14 protein-coding genes are annotated in these 15,530 nt (G+C 72.4%); 6 read left to right on the top strand and 8 right to left on the bottom strand.

Annotation, left to right across the window (positions count from 1 at the left end):
• Positions 1–129: 129 nt before the first annotated feature.
• Positions 130–1,176 (bottom strand): LacI family DNA-binding transcriptional regulator, encoded by a 1,047-nt coding sequence (locus ACFVYK_RS09320; protein ID WP_389770595.1) that lies wholly within the window; start codon positions 1,174–1,176, stop codon positions 130–132.
• Between the two features lie 299 nt (positions 1,177–1,475).
• On the opposite strand from ACFVYK_RS09320, the gene ACFVYK_RS09325 reads away from it, so the two are divergent.
• The 5 genes from ACFVYK_RS09325 (at position 1,476) to ACFVYK_RS09345 (ending at position 6,896) form a co-directional block, all read left to right on the top strand.
• Positions 1,476–2,633 carry a Gfo/Idh/MocA family protein gene (locus tag ACFVYK_RS09325; RefSeq protein WP_389770597.1) on the top strand — a complete coding sequence of 386 codons (1,158 nt, stop codon included), beginning with the start codon at positions 1,476–1,478 and terminating at the stop codon, positions 2,631–2,633.
• Complete coding sequence (locus ACFVYK_RS09330) at positions 2,630–3,784, top strand: dihydrodipicolinate synthase family protein (RefSeq protein ID WP_389770600.1); 1,155 nt, start codon at positions 2,630–2,632, stop codon at positions 3,782–3,784. The genes ACFVYK_RS09325 and ACFVYK_RS09330 overlap by 4 nt, the downstream gene beginning before the upstream one ends.
• Positions 3,785–3,816: 32 nt before the next feature.
• Complete coding sequence (locus ACFVYK_RS09335; protein WP_389770751.1) at positions 3,817–4,617, top strand: sugar phosphate isomerase/epimerase family protein; 801 nt, start codon at positions 3,817–3,819, stop codon at positions 4,615–4,617.
• 96 nt (positions 4,618–4,713) lie between these two features.
• A complete protein-coding gene (locus ACFVYK_RS09340; RefSeq protein WP_389770603.1) occupies positions 4,714–6,138 on the top strand; it encodes an AAA family ATPase in 1,425 nt (474 codons plus the stop codon).
• Positions 6,135–6,896 (top strand): HNH endonuclease, encoded by a 762-nt coding sequence (locus ACFVYK_RS09345; protein ID WP_389770605.1) that lies wholly within the window; start codon positions 6,135–6,137, stop codon positions 6,894–6,896. Before ACFVYK_RS09340 ends, ACFVYK_RS09345 begins: the two co-directional genes overlap by 4 nt.
• 12 nt (positions 6,897–6,908) lie before the next feature.
• On the opposite strand, the gene ACFVYK_RS09350 is transcribed toward ACFVYK_RS09345, so the two are convergent.
• Both ACFVYK_RS09350 and ACFVYK_RS09355 read right to left on the bottom strand, forming a co-directional pair.
• Complete coding sequence (locus ACFVYK_RS09350; RefSeq protein WP_389770607.1) at positions 6,909–7,175, bottom strand: hypothetical protein; 267 nt, start codon at positions 7,173–7,175, stop codon at positions 6,909–6,911.
• The gene (locus tag ACFVYK_RS09355) at positions 7,172–7,474 is read right to left on the bottom strand and encodes a hypothetical protein (protein WP_389770610.1); all 303 of its coding nucleotides are present in this window, start codon (positions 7,472–7,474) and stop codon (positions 7,172–7,174) included. Before ACFVYK_RS09355 ends, ACFVYK_RS09350 begins: the two co-directional genes overlap by 4 nt.
• A gap of 166 nt (positions 7,475–7,640) precedes the next feature.
• On the opposite strand from ACFVYK_RS09355, the gene ACFVYK_RS09360 reads away from it, so the two are divergent.
• Complete coding sequence (locus ACFVYK_RS09360) at positions 7,641–7,913, top strand: GntR family transcriptional regulator (RefSeq protein ID WP_389770613.1); 273 nt, start codon at positions 7,641–7,643, stop codon at positions 7,911–7,913.
• Positions 7,914–8,005: 92 nt separating this feature from the next.
• Here ACFVYK_RS09360 and ACFVYK_RS09365 read toward each other — a convergent pair whose 3' ends face one another.
• The 5 genes from ACFVYK_RS09365 to eccCa all read right to left on the bottom strand — a co-directional run bounded on the left by ACFVYK_RS09365 (position 8,006) and on the right by eccCa (position 15,429).
• Positions 8,006–9,220, bottom strand: a complete 1,215-nt coding sequence (locus tag ACFVYK_RS09365) for a hypothetical protein (RefSeq protein WP_389770616.1) — start codon at positions 9,218–9,220, stop codon at positions 8,006–8,008.
• A 213-nt stretch (positions 9,221–9,433) separates the two neighbouring features.
• Positions 9,434–9,694 carry a Txe/YoeB family addiction module toxin gene (locus ACFVYK_RS09370; protein ID WP_389770618.1) on the bottom strand — a complete coding sequence of 87 codons (261 nt, stop codon included), beginning with the start codon at positions 9,692–9,694 and terminating at the stop codon, positions 9,434–9,436.
• Positions 9,691–9,966, bottom strand: coding sequence for a type II toxin-antitoxin system Phd/YefM family antitoxin (locus ACFVYK_RS09375; RefSeq protein WP_389770620.1), 276 nt, complete (start codon positions 9,964–9,966; stop codon positions 9,691–9,693). Before ACFVYK_RS09375 ends, ACFVYK_RS09370 begins: the two co-directional genes overlap by 4 nt.
• Positions 9,967–10,042: 76 nt before the next feature.
• Positions 10,043–11,452 (bottom strand): DUF6177 family protein, encoded by a 1,410-nt coding sequence (locus ACFVYK_RS09380; protein WP_389770622.1) that lies wholly within the window; start codon positions 11,450–11,452, stop codon positions 10,043–10,045.
• Positions 11,449–15,429 carry a type VII secretion protein EccCa gene (gene eccCa / locus ACFVYK_RS09385; protein WP_389770625.1) on the bottom strand — a complete coding sequence of 1,327 codons (3,981 nt, stop codon included), beginning with the start codon at positions 15,427–15,429 and terminating at the stop codon, positions 11,449–11,451. The genes ACFVYK_RS09380 and eccCa overlap by 4 nt, the downstream gene beginning before the upstream one ends.
• Between the last annotated feature and the right edge of the window lie 101 nt (positions 15,430–15,530).

Here is a 15,530-nt window from a genome sequence, read left to right on the forward strand (position 1 = left end):
CGCAGCCGCCCGGCGCTCAGGGGTGCCCCCGCGTCGTCAGCTCCGTGGCGTCCCGGCTGAGGCGGCGAGTCCTGCCCGCGCCGCTCCCGGCCGTAGCCACCCGGCGCTCCGGGGGGTGCCTCCGCGCCGTCAGCTCCGTGGGGTCCCGGACGAGCCGCGGACCATCAACTCGCCCCGGATCGTGGCGATCCCGCCGGGCGGCGGCTCCTCGCGGCCCATGGCGATGCGGCCCGCCCGGGCCCCGGCCTCCGCCAGCGGCAGCCGCACCGTCGTCAGGGCGGGCACGACGTCGATGCTGAAGGGCAGGTCGTCGAAGCCCGCCACCGACACGTCCTCCGGGATCCGCAGCCCCGACTCCCGCAGCGCCGCGCAGGCCCCGAGCGCGACGGAGTCGTTGGCGGCGACGACCGCCGTCAGGGACGGGTCGCGGCGCAGCAGTTCCAGCGTCGCCTCGTAGCCGGCCCGCCGGTCGTAGCGTCCGTGGACGGTCCAGCGCGGGTCCTCCTCGATGCCGGCCGCGGCGAGCGCGGCCCGGTGGCCCTCCAGTCGGTGCCGGGTGGTCGTGCGCTCCTCGGGGCCCGCGATGTAGCCGAGCCGCCGGTGCCCGAGCCCGATCAGGTGGTCGGTCAGCTCCCGGCCGCCTCCGCGGTTGTCGAACGTCAGGGCTATGGCCGAGGTCTCCGGCGCCGGCGGCCGGCCGCACAGCACCACGCGGGTGCCCGCCTCGCCCAGCCTGCGCAGCTTCGCCGCCACCGCCGACGCGTGCGGCTCGTCCTCGACGGCCCCGCCGGTGAGCACCACGGCCGCCGCCCGCTGCCGTTGCAGCAGCGTCAGGTAGGTCAGCTCGCGCTCCGGCGACCCCCCGGTGTTGCAGACCACCGCGAGGCGTTCGCCGCCGGCCCGGCCGCCCGGCCCCCCGATCTCCGACTGGATCGCGCTCGCCATGATCCCGAAGAACGGGTCGGCGATGTCGTTCACCAGAATGCCGACCAGGTCGGAGGTGGCCGCGGCCAGCGCGCTCGCCGGCCCGTTGAGCACGTAGTCCAGCTCGTCGACCGCCCGCAGCACCCGCTCCCTGGTGGTAGCGGCGACGGGGTAGTTCCCGTTCAGCACGCGCGACACCGTCGCGGGCGAGACCTGCGCGCGGGCCGCCACGTCCGCCAGGGTCACCGTCATCTCGTCGTCCTCCGGTCACACATCTCGTCGTACGTCGTCGTACGCCCTGGGGGACTGCGGCCTTCGCAGGCGCGGTTCCGGGCGTGTCGAGCCGACCTTACGGCCCAGGAGCCCCGTTGTTCGCCCCCTCGAACAACTCGGGATGGACACGGTCTTGTCCGGACCACGGGTCAGAGGCTAGCTTCTTCCTGTATAGAAAGCGCTTGCTGTCACGCTGATCAGGAAGAGGCGTACGCGGCGCGCACAACGCGTACGAAACGCGCAGACACGCTGCGCACGACGCCTACGAAGGGATCGACGTGACACGCAAGACGGTGCGGATCGCCATGAACGGCGTGACCGGGCGCATGGGTTACCGCCAGCACCTCGTCCGCTCCATCCTGGCCCTCCGCGAACAGGGCGGCCTCGACCTCGGCGACGGCACCGTGCTGTGGCCGGAACCCGTCCTCGTCGGCCGCCGCGAGCACGCCCTCAAGGCGCTCGCCGAGCAGCACGGCCTGGACGCGCGGAACGTCTCCACCGACCTCGACGCGGTCCTCGCCGACCCGACCGTCGAGATCTACTTCGACGCCCAGGTCACCTCCGCCCGGGAGGAGGCGATCAGGAAGGCGGTCGCCGCCGGCAAGCACGTCTACACGGAGAAGCCCACCGCCACCGGCCTCGACGGCGCCCTGGAGCTGGCCCGCCTCGCCACCGCCGCGGGCGTCAAGCACGGCGTCGTCCAGGACAAGCTGTTCCTGCCGGGGCTGCTGAAGCTCAAGCGCCTCATCGACGGCGGCTTCTTCGGCCGGATCCTGTCCGTGCGCGGCGAGTTCGGATACTGGGTCTTCGAGGGCGACTGGCAGGCCGCCCAGCGTCCGTCGTGGAACTACCGCGCGGAGGACGGCGGCGGCATCGTCGTCGACATGTTCCCGCACTGGGAGTACGTCCTGCACGAGCTGTTCGGCCGGGTGAAGTCCGTCCAGGCCATCGCCACCACCCACATCCCGCAGCGCTGGGACGAGAACGGCAAGCCCTACGACGCCACCGCCGACGACGCCGCCTACGGCGTCTTCGAACTCGACGGCGGCGCCATCGCCCAGATCAACTCCTCCTGGGCCGTGCGCGTCAACCGCGACGAGCTCGTGGAGTTCCAGGTCGACGGCACGGAAGGCTCGGCGGTCGCCGGCCTGCGCAACTGCCGCGTCCAGCACCGCAGCGCGACCCCCAAGCCGGTGTGGAACCCGGACATCCCCGCCACCGAGGTCTTCCGCGACCAGTGGCAGGAGGTCCCCGACAACGGCGAGTACGACAACGGCTTCAAGGCCCAGTGGGAGCTCTTCCTCAAGCACGTGTACGCCGACGCCCCCTACCACTGGGACCTGCTGGCCGGCGCCCGCGGCGTCCAGCTCGCCGAACTGGGCCTGAGGTCCTCCGCCGAGGGCCGCCGTCTCGACGTCCCGGAGGTCACGCTGTGACCCTGCGACTGCCCGCCGCCGGCGGCGGCCTGCGGACCTACGAGCCCCGCACCGAGCCCTTCGCCCCCACCACCGGCGCGCCCTTCACCTCCCGGACGGTCTACTCGGCCGCGCACGTCGTCGCCGACCCCTTCGCGGACGGCTCGCCCGACGCGCCCGCCGCCGTCGACTGGGACGCCACCCTCGCCTTCCGCCGCCACCTGTGGTCCCACGGACTGGGCGTCGCCGAGGCGATGGACACCGCCCAGCGCGGCATGGGCCTGGACTGGGCGGGCGCGGCCGAGCTGATCCGCCGCTCCGCCGCCGAGGCGAAGGCGGTCGGCGGCCGCATCGCCTGCGGCGTCGGCACCGACCAGCTCACCGCCGGCGGCACGCTCGCCGAGGTCCGCGCGGCCTACGAGGAGCAGCTCGCCCTCGTGGAGGAATCGGGCGCCCAGGCCATCCTGATGGCTTCCCGCGCTCTGGCGGCCGCCGCCTCGGGCCCAGAGGACTACCTGGACGTCTACGGCCATCTGCTGCGCCAGTCCGCCGAGCCGGTGATCCTGCACTGGCTGGGCCCGATGTTCGACCCGGCGCTGGAGGGCTACTGGGGCTCCGCCGGCCTGGACACGGCCACCGGCACCTTCCTCGACGTCATCGCCGCCCACCCCGACAAGGTGGAGGGCATCAAGGTCTCGCTGCTGGACGCCCGGCGCGAGATCGACATCCGGCGCAGGCTGCCGCAGGGCGTGCGCTGCTACACCGGCGACGACTTCAACTACCCCGAGCTGATCGCGGGCGACGAGCAGGGTTTCAGCCATGCCCTGCTCGGCATCTTCGACCCGCTGGGACCGCTGGCGGCGGAGGCGGTCCGCGTCCTCGACACGGGGAACGTGACCGGCTTCCGGGAGCTGCTGGACCCCACGGTCGAGCTCTCCCGCCACCTCTTCCAGACCCCCACCCGCTTCTACAAGACGGGCGTGGTCTTCCTGGCCTGGCTGGCCGGCCACCAGTCGCACTTCACGATGGTCGGCGGCCTGCAGTCGGCCCGCTCCCTCCCGCACTTCGCCCGCGCCTACGAACTCGCCGACGGCCTGGGTCTGTTCCCCGACCCCAAGCTGGCCGAGGAACGGATGAAGACCCTGCTCGCCCTGTACGGAGTGACCCAGTGACCGGCCCCCTCACCCGCTTCTCCGTCAACCAGATGACGGTGAAGCAGCTGTCGCTTCCCGAACTGGCCGACGCCTGCGGTGACCTGGGCGTGACGAACGTCGGCCTGTGGCGTGAGCCCGTGCAGACGTACGGCGTGGAGGCCACCGCGAAGCTGGTCCGCGACGCGGGCCTGACGGTGACGACCCTGTGCCGGGGCGGCTTCCTCACCGCGATCGACCCCGCCGAGCGGGCGGCGGCCCTGGCCGACAACCGCCGCGCGGTCGACGAGGCGGCCGCCCTCGGCACCGAGGTGCTGGTCCTGGTCTCCGGCGGCCTGCCCGCCGGCTCCAGGGACCTGCACGGCGCCCGAGAACGCATCGCGGACGCCCTCGCCGAACTGGGCCCGTACGCCGAGGAGCACGGGGTGAAGCTCGCCATCGAGCCCCTGCACCCGATGTACGCGGCCGACCGCTGCGTGGTCTCCACGCTCGCCCAGGCCCTCGACCTGGCCGAGCGCTTCCCGGCCCACCAGGTCGGCGTCACGGTCGACACGTACCACATCTGGTGGGACGACCAGGCGCCCGCCCAGATCGCCCGGGCGGGCGCGGGCGGCCGCATCCACACCTTCCAGCTCGCCGACTGGACGACGCCGCTGCCCGAGGGCGTCCTCAACGGCCGCGGCCAGATCGGCGACGGCGCGATCGACATGCGCGAGTGGCAGGGCTACGTGGAGGCGGCCGGGTACGCGGGCGCGATCGAGGTCGAGCTGTTCAACGATGCGCTGTGGGCGAGGGACGGCAGGGAGGTGCTCGCCGAGACCGCGCAACGCTTCGTGACGCACACGGCAGCCTGACGCACACGGCAGCCTGACGGCACCGCGGCCCGGCCGCCTCCGCCACCGGCGGGCGGGCCGCGGCCGTAGGATCAGGCGCGACACCCGAACGAACGGATGCCGACGCCCATGTACGTCAGCCGGATCATCGTGAAGGACATCAAGTCCTTCCACGGTCCCCGCGAGGTGGACCTCACTCTGACCCGCCCCGACGGCAGCCACGCCGGGTGGACGGTCCTCGCCGGTCGCAATGGCTCGGGCAAGACGACGTTGTTGCGGGCCATGGCGCTGGCGCTCAGTGGTCCCGCGGTGGCACGAGGTCTGGTGCCGGGCTTCGAGAACTGGGTGACCGAGCACAGCACCGCGGGGGAGGTCGAGGTCGAGATCGTCCGGGACGCGAGCCACGACCGTTTCTCGCAGGGCCGTCCGCCTGCCGGTGCGGTCCGGGCCGGACTCCGCTGGACCACGCCCCGAGACGGGTCGGCCGGCAAGGTTCCCGTTCGCAGAGGCGTCCTTCCCGGTCTGCAGGAGATCAGGCACACCAAGGCTCAGACCAGCATCGCCCGTCGTGGTCCGTGGGCGGACAACCCTGCGGGCTGGTTCAGTGCGGCCTACGGACCGTTCCGGCGGATGGCCGGTGGTTCCGGCGAGGTGCAGCGGCTGATGCTGACGTCCGGGCCGGTGGCCAGGCATGCGAGCCTCTTCCACGAGGACGCCTCGCTCGCCGAAGGCGTTGCCTGGCTGATCGAGCAGCATCTGCGGGCACTGGAACGCCGCCCGGGCGCAGCCAGGTTGAAGCGGTTCGCACTGGCACTCCTCGGAGACGGACTGCTGCCGGACGGATACCGGATCGTCGACGTGGACTCCGACGGACTGTGGGTGGAGCGGCACGGCAGCCGTTTCCCGATGCGGGAGATGAGCGACGGATTCCGTACCGTGGCCGCTCTGGTCGTCGACATCCTCAAACAGTTGCACGACGCGTTCGGCGCCGACCTGTGGGAGTCCAACCTAGCGGAGGTCGGAGACGGTCCGACGCGTCTGATGACGCCCGGTGTCGTCATCATCGACGAGATCGACGCCCATCTGCACGTCTCCTGGCAGCGCCGTATCGGCCCGTGGCTGACCTCCCACTTCCCTCGCATCCAGTTCATCGTCACCACGCACAGCCCCTACATCTGCCAGGCCGCGGATCCCGGCGGTCTGATCAGGCTGCCCGGCGTGGACGAGGCACTCCCACCCGAGGTCATCGACCAGGACCTGTACGACCGGGTGGTGTACGGCAGCGGCGACGACGCGGTCCTCTCGGACCTGTTCGGCCTGGACACCCCGTACTCGGAGCGGGCCGAACGGGCCAGGGCCGAGTTCGTGGACCTGGAGGCACAGATCTACGACGGGACCACGTCCTCCGAGTCGCTCGCGCGCTACAAGGAACTGAAGGCGCGGCTCGCGAGTTCGCCGTCGGCCCGCGTGGACGAGGTGTCGGCCCACCTCCACCGACTGGCGGAGGAGATCGCCGAGGGCGCGAAGGATGACGCGGAGTGATCCGCCTGCGGCGTGCCCTCCTGCCGGCGGTCACGACGGAACGACTGGCGGACTACACCGCCGAAATCCGGCAACAGGCCACGGAGAAGGAACGCAAGGACAGGGCGAAGGAACTCTGGGCGAATCGCCGACAGGTCCGCCCCGCACTCGTCGCGGGGCTCGCGGAGATGGCACCCGGCCGCGAACGCTGCATGTACTGCGGTGACAGCCAGGGCACCGACATCGACCACTTCGAGCCGAAGAGTCTCGCTCCGCTGCGTACCTTCGACTGGCTGAACCATCTGCTCGCCTGCTCGTTCTGCAACAGCAATCAGAAGCGGGACCTCTTTCCCGCCGCGGCCGACGGCAGCCCGCTGCTCGTCGACCCGTCAGCCGAGGACCCGTTGGACCACCTGCGGCTGGTGCTCCCGCTCGGAACGTATCGGGGCCTGACCGACCGGGGGGAGGCCTGTATCGAGGTGTTCGGCCTGAACGCGAGAGCGGTTCTGGTGGAGGGACGCAGGGACGCCTACGCGACAGCCAGACACTCCATCGAGCTGTGGCGCACGGCCATGGACAAGGGGCAGCGTGACAAGGCGACGGAGATCGTCCGGGTCACCTGGAACCGTCCCCTCATCGATGTACTGGTCGCCATGTTCCATCAGTCCGGCCATCCGGCGGCCGATGCCCTGTTCGCGGGAGAGGAGGAGATCCTCGACCTCCTCCTCGACGCCGAACTGCGTTCCGCGTTCCTGCACTTTCGGGGCCTCAGCTACTGACGCGCCCGCGCGTTATGCCGAGCGCTCCCTGTCCGCCGCCATGATGCCGACGCATTCCTCGAGCGCCGCGTGCAGCGACGGTACGAAGGCGGCGAGTTCGGCGTCCGACGACCTGCCGGCCTCCAGCACGGCCCCGACGACCGTCACCAGGACGGCGGCGGCCTTGAGGGCGTGCGCGTCGGCGAGTTCCTCCAGCACGCCGCCGGGGCGCGCGAGCACGAACGCCTCCTTGCCGGTGGCGGGGTCGACGCCGACGCTGCGGAACCGCCTGGCGCTCATGCGGCGACCTCCGCCGGGACGTGGTCCTGGCCCAGGGCGGCGAGGACCGCCGCGCGCCGCCGCTCCCGCTGGAGGCGCCTGCGGTCCAGGGCGTCGCGTTCGCCTTCCCAGACGGCGAGGTACGGCCTGACCAGCGGCAGCCCGTCGGCGAGGATCACGTCCGCGGGGGCCGGACGCGTCCCGGTCGCGCGGGCCCGTGGCTGCGGGGGAACGGCCGGGAACGGCGAGGGCCCGAGTGCGCGGTGCGCTCCGCGAGGCGGCAGGAAGAGGCTCAGGATCGCGGCCAGTAGGCTGCGCATAGGTCGACTCCTGTTCAGTCGGCTCAGCCCCGGCACGGAAGCTCTCACCCTTCCCGCCGGGGCGTCTTTGTCCTCAGGAGCCTAGCTCAACGGCGGTAGTGGTAGGTAGTAGTTGGTAGTAGTACTAAGTAATGCGCGGTGGAAGGTAGCGGCATACGGTCAGCGGGTGGACAAGATCAGCCCCGATTCGCCGCAGTACGTCTATGAACAGCTCGCCGCGATCATCGAACGGAAGATCCGTTCCGGTGAGTACCCGCCGGGCACGCGACTGCCGGGCGAACTGACCATGACCCATGAGCACAAAGTCGGTCCCGGCACCGTCCGCCGCGCTCTGGACATCCTTCGGGACAGGGGGCTCGTGGTGACCGTACGAGCCCGGGGATCGTTCGTCTCCGACCCCCTGCCGCCCGCCCCCGAGGCGCCCGCGCCGCCTGCCTAGGACCGCCGGATACGGGAGCGGCGAAGGGGCTGCCCTCCGCCAGGTGTGAGCGGATGGGCGGCCCCGGTGGCGCCTGGGCGGGACGCCGCGGGTCAGCTGGAGAGCTGGCCCAGCAGCCACTCGCACAGCTGCGGGGTGATCCCGGTGTGCGGCGTGGTCGTCGACGAACAGACGAAGTCGTCCAGCTCGCTCTCTTCCGGGGACATTTCGGTGATCTTCGCGTACAACGCGTCCTGCGTGTCGATGTCGCGGATGGCGACCGCGCTCACCGACGGCACGAAGCACACCTCCTCGTGCCGCAGATCCACCGTGCCGCCGAGCTTCTCCATCGCGTCGGCGAGGATCTTGTACGTGTGCAGGGTGCCGCCGGGCGCGCCGTCCAGCTCCGGGAAGCCGTCGGTGGTGATGGTCTTCTCGGCCGCGGGGAACCGACGGTTCAGGTAGGCGACCGTCACGTCGTCGCCCTGGGCCTGGGTGTAGAAGGTGGTGCCCGGGTAGATCTGGGCGATGCGCAGCGCGATGGCCCCGGGTGTGACGTCCGGGAGGCCGACCCCGTCGGCGCGGCCGTTGGCGACGGCGATCTTCCGCGGCTCGCTCGGCCACCAGCCGACCTCTGCCAGCGCGTCGAGGAACTCCGTGCGCTCCTTGGCGACCCCGATCTTCCCGGTGTCCTTGTCGTAGTGCCGCCAGAGCATCTGGCGGGCCGCCGGGCTGTTCATCTGCTTCGCGAAGTCGTTCGCGACCGGGATGAAGTACGAGAACGCCTGCACGCCGACGGGGATGGACGCGCCCCGGTGGGGGCTGTCGTAAGAGAAGTACAGCTCGGTCTCGTGGGGGCGGTTCCCCTGGGACTCCATCTTGGCCAGCGCGTACCGGGTGACGATGCCACCCATGCTGAACCCGCCGACGACCAGCGGGGCGTTGCCCCGCCGGCGGGCGATGGCCTCGACGATGGCTGCCTCGGCGGCCTGCGCGTTGTCCAGGATCGACGCGCTGCGCTCCTCGAACCCGAGCAGGACGACGTCTCTGCCGCGGCCGCGCAGCTCGCTGACGAAGGGGAAGCCGCTCTCCAGGCCCTGGTACAGCTTGTCGAGCTCGCTGCGGCCGAGGTTGAAACCGTCGGCCATGATCACGGGACGGACGAGACTGCCGGGGGTGGTGTTGCCCTCGCCCCGGAAGATCCAGGCGAAGCCGTTCGGCAGGGTCCAGTCCTCGTGGTCCGGGACCTCCACCGGGGTGGGGGGTTCGACGGTGACCGCGGCGCCGAGGGTGAAGGCGCCGACGTTGGGCTCGGCTGTCTCCGACATGGTCGTGCTCCTTGTGGGAGGGGTGGTGAACGACCACATCATGGGGGGCGATTTGCCCGCGTCACCCGTTTGACCTGCACGGTTCATTACAAGTGATGCAATGCGCCGGGGATGTGTTTGATGCGTCCGGCATGTGCCGTCGGCCCGTTTCGTTCGCTCCGCTGTTCGCCGAGGAGCGGCAGTCGGCGGTCGTCGGCGGTCGTCGATCGGTGCTCAGCCGTAGTGGTGGCGGGCCTTGAGGACCACGACGGCCTGGTCCTCCACCGCGTACACCAGGCGGTGTTCGTCGTTGTTCCGGCGGGACCAGAACCCGGACAGCTCGCCCCTCAGGGGCTCCGGTTTCCCGATCCCGGCAAAGGGATGGCGTCGGCAGTCGTCGATCACCTTCGCCAGGCGGCGGCACATCTTCGGATCGGTCGTCGCCCAGTAGACGAAGTCGTCCCATCCGTCGGGGGTGAAGCGGACGTTCCTCACTCCTCACCGTCCACCGCGGCGTACAAGTCGTCCATGGTCTTCTCGACGGTTTCCGCTCCGGCCCGGTAGGCCGCCACCGACCTCATCAGACGCGCCGCGTTGGCGGGAGAACGCAGGAGGTACACGGTTTCCTGCCATGACCGGTAGTCGTCGGCGGACATCAGCACCGCGTCGCCGGACCGGGAGGTGATCTCTACGACGGTGTGGTCGTTGTTGACCTGCTCGATCAGGGGGAACAGGGTCTTTCTCGCCTCGCTGGCACTGATCGACATGGTGAGCTCCTCCTGAGTGCCGGTACAGGAAAACGGTACTGGTAGTGGTACGAGTTTTCGGTACCAGAAGCGGCCGTCAGGTCTCTGTCTCCGCCCCCGGCATTCCGGCCCGCAGATGCGCCGCCAGCTGCTGGAGCTCGGTGAGGGTACGAGCGTCCGTCCCGTCGCCCAGCGGGTAGTGCAGGGCCGGGGCGGAGGCCGGGCCCAGGGCGAGGGGGCGCACCGCGACGGGCGGGCGGCGGGCGTGGGTGAGGCCGATGCCGCGTACGTCCCGCGCGCCCAGGGTGAAGGCGACCGGTAGCGGCGGCGCCTGGAGCACGGGCGCCGTGGTGAGGCCGCGGGAGCCCCGGCGGACCGAGGTCAGCATCGTCGTCAGGCCGTGTCCCTCGACGAGGGTCTCGGCGAGCGGAGCGATCACCTCCAGGGGCGGCTCCTCGCCGTCCCCGTACCCGAGGGTCAGCGTCACGTCCTGCTCGACGCCCTCCGCCGTCCGCGTGACCCGGATCCAGGCCAGTGCGGGCCGGTCCGGGCTTCCGGTCACGATGAGGTGGGTGGGTTCGGGGGCCCGGTCGCGTGCCAGGTCGGTCAGCCGGCGCGGCGACCACGGCAGGTTGACGGGTTCCGCGGTGCCCCAGCCGGCCGGCGGCGATCCGGTGAGCGCGCGCCAGGCGGTCTCCACGCCTTCGCCCAGGACGACGTCCTCCTGAGCGGGGAGCGTGGTGCGGAACGCCACGATCAGCTGCCGTTCGGCGCTGGGGGAGGTCCTGCCGAACGCCTCGGCGACCGAGGCCGTGCCGTCCGCCGCGAGCGCCGGTGCGAACGTTCCGTCCCGCCAGCGCAGCACCGCACCGGAGAGTCCGTCGTAGTAGCCCTGCGCGGGGTCCTGGACGACCCAGCGGTTGGGCACCTGCAGGAGGGTGGCGCGGGCCGGGGCGCTGAGCCGGACGTGCGGCGGGGTGACGATCTGCAGGGCGCGGCCGGACTCCGCGGTGTCGCGCAGCACCTCGGAGAGCCAGGTGGTCAGCGCCAGGACGGGACGGTCGGCGAGGACGACGGCCGTGCTGTCGGTGAGGACGTCCACGACCGGCTGCCCGTCGTCGGGTGCGACGGCCGCGCTCACGTCCACGACCTCGGTGCCCGCCGCGGGGTCGGGCCAGGTGCTGCCGCCCAGCAGCAGGGCGAGCCGCCCGCACACCGATCCGGCCAGCCGCTCCGCCTCGGGCACGGCGCCGGAGGCCCGCGCCTCGGTCCACCAGAACGGCACGGGCACCTCCCGTCCGAGCAGCCGTTCGGCCTCCCCGGGGACCTGGACGAGCAGCGGGGCCTCCACGGACACGAGAGGCCTGCCGTCCGGGGCGCTCAGCCGCAGCACCGCGCCCTCGGACCCGGCCGTCACGTGCGTCGCGGACCCACCCGCGTACAGGCCGGCCAGCAGGGCCCAGGTGTCCGGCATCCTCGGGGTCAGGGCGATGACGTCCTTGGTCACGACTCCTCCTCGTGGGCTCCGGTCAGCGCGGTCTGGACGAGCTGGTGGCGTCGGCCGCGGCGGACCAGGGTGCCGCGTCCGGGCGGCTGCTGGGACGCGTACAGGCCGGGGAAGAGCTGCCCCTCGGTGCGGTCGCCGGCCATGACCAGGGCCGTCGTGCCCGTCTCGCGCAGGGTGGTCAGGAGCGGTTCGTACAGCGCGCGGGACGCCCCGGCGGTGCGGCGCGCGAGGACGAAGTGCAGACCGATGTCCTGGGCGCTGGAGACGTACGGCAGGAACGGCGCGAGGGGCTGCTGCCCGGCGGTGGTGAGGATGTCGTAGTCGTCGACGAGGATGACGATCCGCGGGCCCCGGAACGAGGGTTCGCCGGTCTCGGGCGCGTCCGGGTCGGCGGTCTCCGGCAGCCGCTTCTGCAGTTCGGCGGCGATGCCCGTGGCGAGGGCGGCGGCGAGCGTGGCGTTGTGGGCGTAGCCGCCCCGGTACGGCTCGGGGACGACGCCGCGCAGCCCGCGGCGCGGGTCGAAGACGCCGAACACCAGCTCCTCGTCGGAGTACCGCTCGACGAGACCGGCGACGATCAGCTTCAGGAGGTTCGTCTTGCCGCACTCGTTGTCGCCCAGGATCAGCAGGTGCTGGTCGCCGCCGAACAGGTCGAGCAGCACGGGGGCGAGGGCGTCCTGGTCGAGGCCGACCGGTATCCGCCGCGGTTCGGCGGCCGGCGAGGGCAGCCGGGTCGCCGGCAGCCGGGCGGGCAGCACCCGCACCGGGGCGGCGGGTTCACCTGGCCAGGTGGCGTGCACGGTCCGGGCCGCCTCGTCCAGGGCCGGGCCCAGATCGCCGGTCGTGGGCGAGCCGTCGAGGCGGGGCAGGGCGACCTGCGCGAACAGCTTGCCGTCGGTGAGCACCCGGCCGGGCACGTCGGGCGAGAGGGTCTCGGACAGCCTGCGGTCGACGGAGGAGTCGGCGGGATCGTTCAGGCGCAGCTCGACGCGTGTGCCGAACATCGACTGGGTGGCGATGCGGACGTCGTTCCAGCGCAGCATGCCCGCCACCACGTGGATGCCGTAGCCGCCGCCGCGCTTCAGCAGGTCGGCGATCGGCTCGTCGAGGTCGGCGAAGTCGTCGCGCAGCGCACCGAACCCGTCGACGACGAGGACCACGTCCGTGGAGCCGAGCCGAGGCACCCGGCCCTGGGCGCGCAGCCGGCGGAGCTGGTCGACGGAGTCGATGCCGTGCTCGCGGAACACCGTCTCGCGCTCGGCGAGCATGGTCCGCACCTCGGCGACCGTACGGGCCGCGCGCTCGCGGTCGGCCCGTCCGGCGACGCCGCCGACGTGCGGCAGGGCGGCCAGCGCCGAGAGGCCGCCGCCGACCAGGTCCAGGCCGTACACGGCGACGTCCTGGGGGGTGTGGGTGGCCGCCAGGGACAGCACGAGGGTCCGCAGGAGCGTGGTCTTGCCGGACTGCGGGCCGCCGATCACGGCCACATGGCCGCCGGCCATGGTCAGGTCCAGCACCCACTGGCCCTGCCACTGCCGGGCCGGGTCGTCGAGCACCCCGAGTGGCACCCGCATGCCGCCCGCGGCGCGCGCCAGACGCAGTCCGCGCTCGGAGACCCGCACGGGGCCGGCGGCCGCGTCCAGGGTGACGGCGTCCGGCAGCGGGGGCAGCCAGATGCGGCGCACGGCGGGCGCCGCGCCGGCGAACCGGCCGACCATGAGGGACAGCACGGTCGGGCCGGTCTCCCGCCGGGTGGCGGCGGACTCCTCCGCGGGCTCCTCGGTCTCCTGGGCGGCGTCGTACGTCGGGTAGGGCAGGACCAGCGGTTCGTCGGCGCTCCGGTCCTGCACCGCCGGCCCGCGGTGCGCGCCGGAGACGTAGCCGGCCTTGAACCGCTCGTAGGTGGAGGTGTCGACCTTCAGGTAGCCGAACCCCGGCAGAGGCGGCAGATGGAAGGCGTCGGTGGTGTCGAGGACCGTGCGGGACTCGTCGGCGGAGAAGGTCCGCAGGCCCAGCCGGTACGACAGGTAGGTGTCCAGGCCCTTGAGCTTGCCGCCCTCGATGCGCTGACTGGACAGCAGCAGGTGCACGCCGATGGAGCGGCCGATGCGGCCGATGGACAGGAACAGGTCGATGAAGTCCGGTTTGGCGGTGAGGAGTTCGCCGAACTCGTCGATGACGACGAACAGGTGCGGGAGCGGTTCGAGGTCCGGTCTGCCCGTCGCGCGCAGCAGCGCGTAGTGGCCGATGTCGGCGACGTTCCCGGCGTCCTTGAGCACCTGCTGGCGGCGCCTGACCTCGCCGGCCAGGCTGGTGTGGACGCGTTCGACGAGACCGGCCTGGTTCTCCAGGTTGGTGATCATCCCGGCGACGTGGGGCAGTTCGGCGAAGGGGGCGAACGTGGCGCCGCCCTTGTAGTCGACCAGGACGAGGGCGAGGTCCTCCGGGGGGTGGGTGGCGGCGAGGGCGAGGACGAGGGTGCGCAACAACTCGCTCTTGCCGGAGCCGGTCGCGCCCACGCACAGCCCGTGCGGTCCCATGCCGAGCTGGGAGGACTCCTTCAGGTCCAGCAGGACCGGCTCATGACGGTCCGTCAGGCCGATGGGGACGCGCAGGAAGTCACGTTCGCCGCGGGGCCTCCACAGGGTGGACAGATCCGGTTCGGCGGGGTCGGCGATGCCGAGGAGCGCGGGGAAGTCGACCGGTCCGGTGACGGGATCGCCCTCGGCGGCGGACTCCGGTGACAGCCGCAGCGGGGCCAGCAGCCGGGCGATGCCCTCCGCGCCGGCGACCGTGACGGGGTCGACGGCGCCCTCGGCGGCCGAGCCGCGCAGCTCGTCGACGACCACCCGGTCGCCGTCGACGTGGACGCGGACGCTCACCTCGTCCGGCTCGTGGACCTGCTCCTGGAGGAGGTGCACCACGGTGACGCCCATGTCGGACAGCCCGACCGCCGAGTCCGGGCGCGGGAGTTCGCCGGCCGGCTCGCCGTAGCCGTCCACGACCACCAGCAGCCGGCCGGCCAGCCGCAGCGCGTCCCGGTCGGCCAGACCGCGCCGCACCTCCGCCGCGTACGCGGACCGCCGGCCCAGATCGTGGCGCAGCCGGTCGGCCAGCTGCCGCAGGTCCGGCGCGATACGGCGGGCCGCCACCCGGCCGTCGTGCGCCTGCGGATCCAGCACATGGGGCAGCCACTTGGCCCACTCCCACTCAGCCGACCGCTCGCCCGGTACGGCCAGCGCGAGCGCCACGTCGTCCGGCGCGTGCGTCACCGCCGTCTGCACCAGCAGCGCCCGCGCCACCCGCAGGACGCCCTCCCGGTCGCCGACGACGCTGACGTTCCCGGCGCGGTCCAGCGGCACCGGCAACGGCACGTCCGCGGCCGTCGCGAACCTGCGTTGCAGGGCGCGCGCCTCGTTGAGCATGAACGGGTCCGGCGGTGTCATCACCCCGCCGGCGCCGCTCTGCTGCACGACCGGCTCCTGGACCGGCACGTCACCGAGGCCGACCCGCACCCGCAGGAAGTCGGCGTCCTTGCGGCGCCGCTCCCACAACCGGGCCGGATCCCGCACCAGGTCGTACAGGGCGTCCGGCGACGGGTTGAGCTCCCGCTCGGCATCCCGCAGCTGGCGCTCGGCGGCCCCCATCTCCTCCCGCAACTCCTCCAGGTACTCCAGGTAGCGCTCGCGCTGGCTGCGCCGGGTGCGCTGCGCCTTGCCGCGCTGCGACAGGAACAGGGCCACCGCCCCGAGCAGCGCGAAGACCAGGACGACCGCGCCCAGCGCCGCGAACCGGCTGTTGCGGATCACGGTCATCATGACCACGGAACCCATGACGCCGGCCATCGGCAGCAGCGCGGTCGCCGCATTGCCGATCTTCCCCTCGGGCAGGTTGGGCGGCGCCTCGACCGTGCGGGGCCGGACGGATTCGAGCGGACGGGTGCTCCGGGCGGGCCGGTGGACGATGCGCAGGGTCACGGGCGGAGTTCTCCGGAGCGGGTCGTGACGGACGAGGGGCGGGGCGGGCGCGGGCCGGGCCCTGGCGGGTGCGGGCGACGTCGCGTCGAGTGGGGACGACC

The organism is Streptomyces sp. NPDC058291 (assembly GCF_042880855.1).
Taxonomy (GTDB): Bacteria; Actinomycetota; Actinomycetes; order Streptomycetales; family Streptomycetaceae; genus Streptomyces.

Bases quoted from the DNA above. Each gene is read 5' to 3' on its own strand.
- ACFVYK_RS09340 (WP_389770603.1), top strand. From the start codon at position 4,714: ATGCCGACGCCCATGTACGTCAGCCGGATCATCGTGAAGGACATCAAG.
- ACFVYK_RS09335 (WP_389770751.1), top strand. From the start codon at position 3,817: ATGACGGTGAAGCAGCTGTCGCTTCCCGAACTGGCCGACGCCTGCGGT.
- ACFVYK_RS09355 (WP_389770610.1), bottom strand. From the start codon at position 7,474: ATGCGCAGCCTACTGGCCGCGATCCTGAGCCTCTTCCTGCCGCCTCGC.
- ACFVYK_RS09365 (WP_389770616.1), bottom strand. From the start codon at position 9,220: ATGTCGGAGACAGCCGAGCCCAACGTCGGCGCCTTCACCCTCGGCGCC.
- ACFVYK_RS09375 (WP_389770620.1), bottom strand. From the start codon at position 9,966: ATGTCGATCAGTGCCAGCGAGGCGAGAAAGACCCTGTTCCCCCTGATC.
- ACFVYK_RS09350 (WP_389770607.1), bottom strand. From the start codon at position 7,175: ATGAGCGCCAGGCGGTTCCGCAGCGTCGGCGTCGACCCCGCCACCGGC.
- ACFVYK_RS09320 (WP_389770595.1), bottom strand. From the start codon at position 1,176: ATGACGGTGACCCTGGCGGACGTGGCGGCCCGCGCGCAGGTCTCGCCC.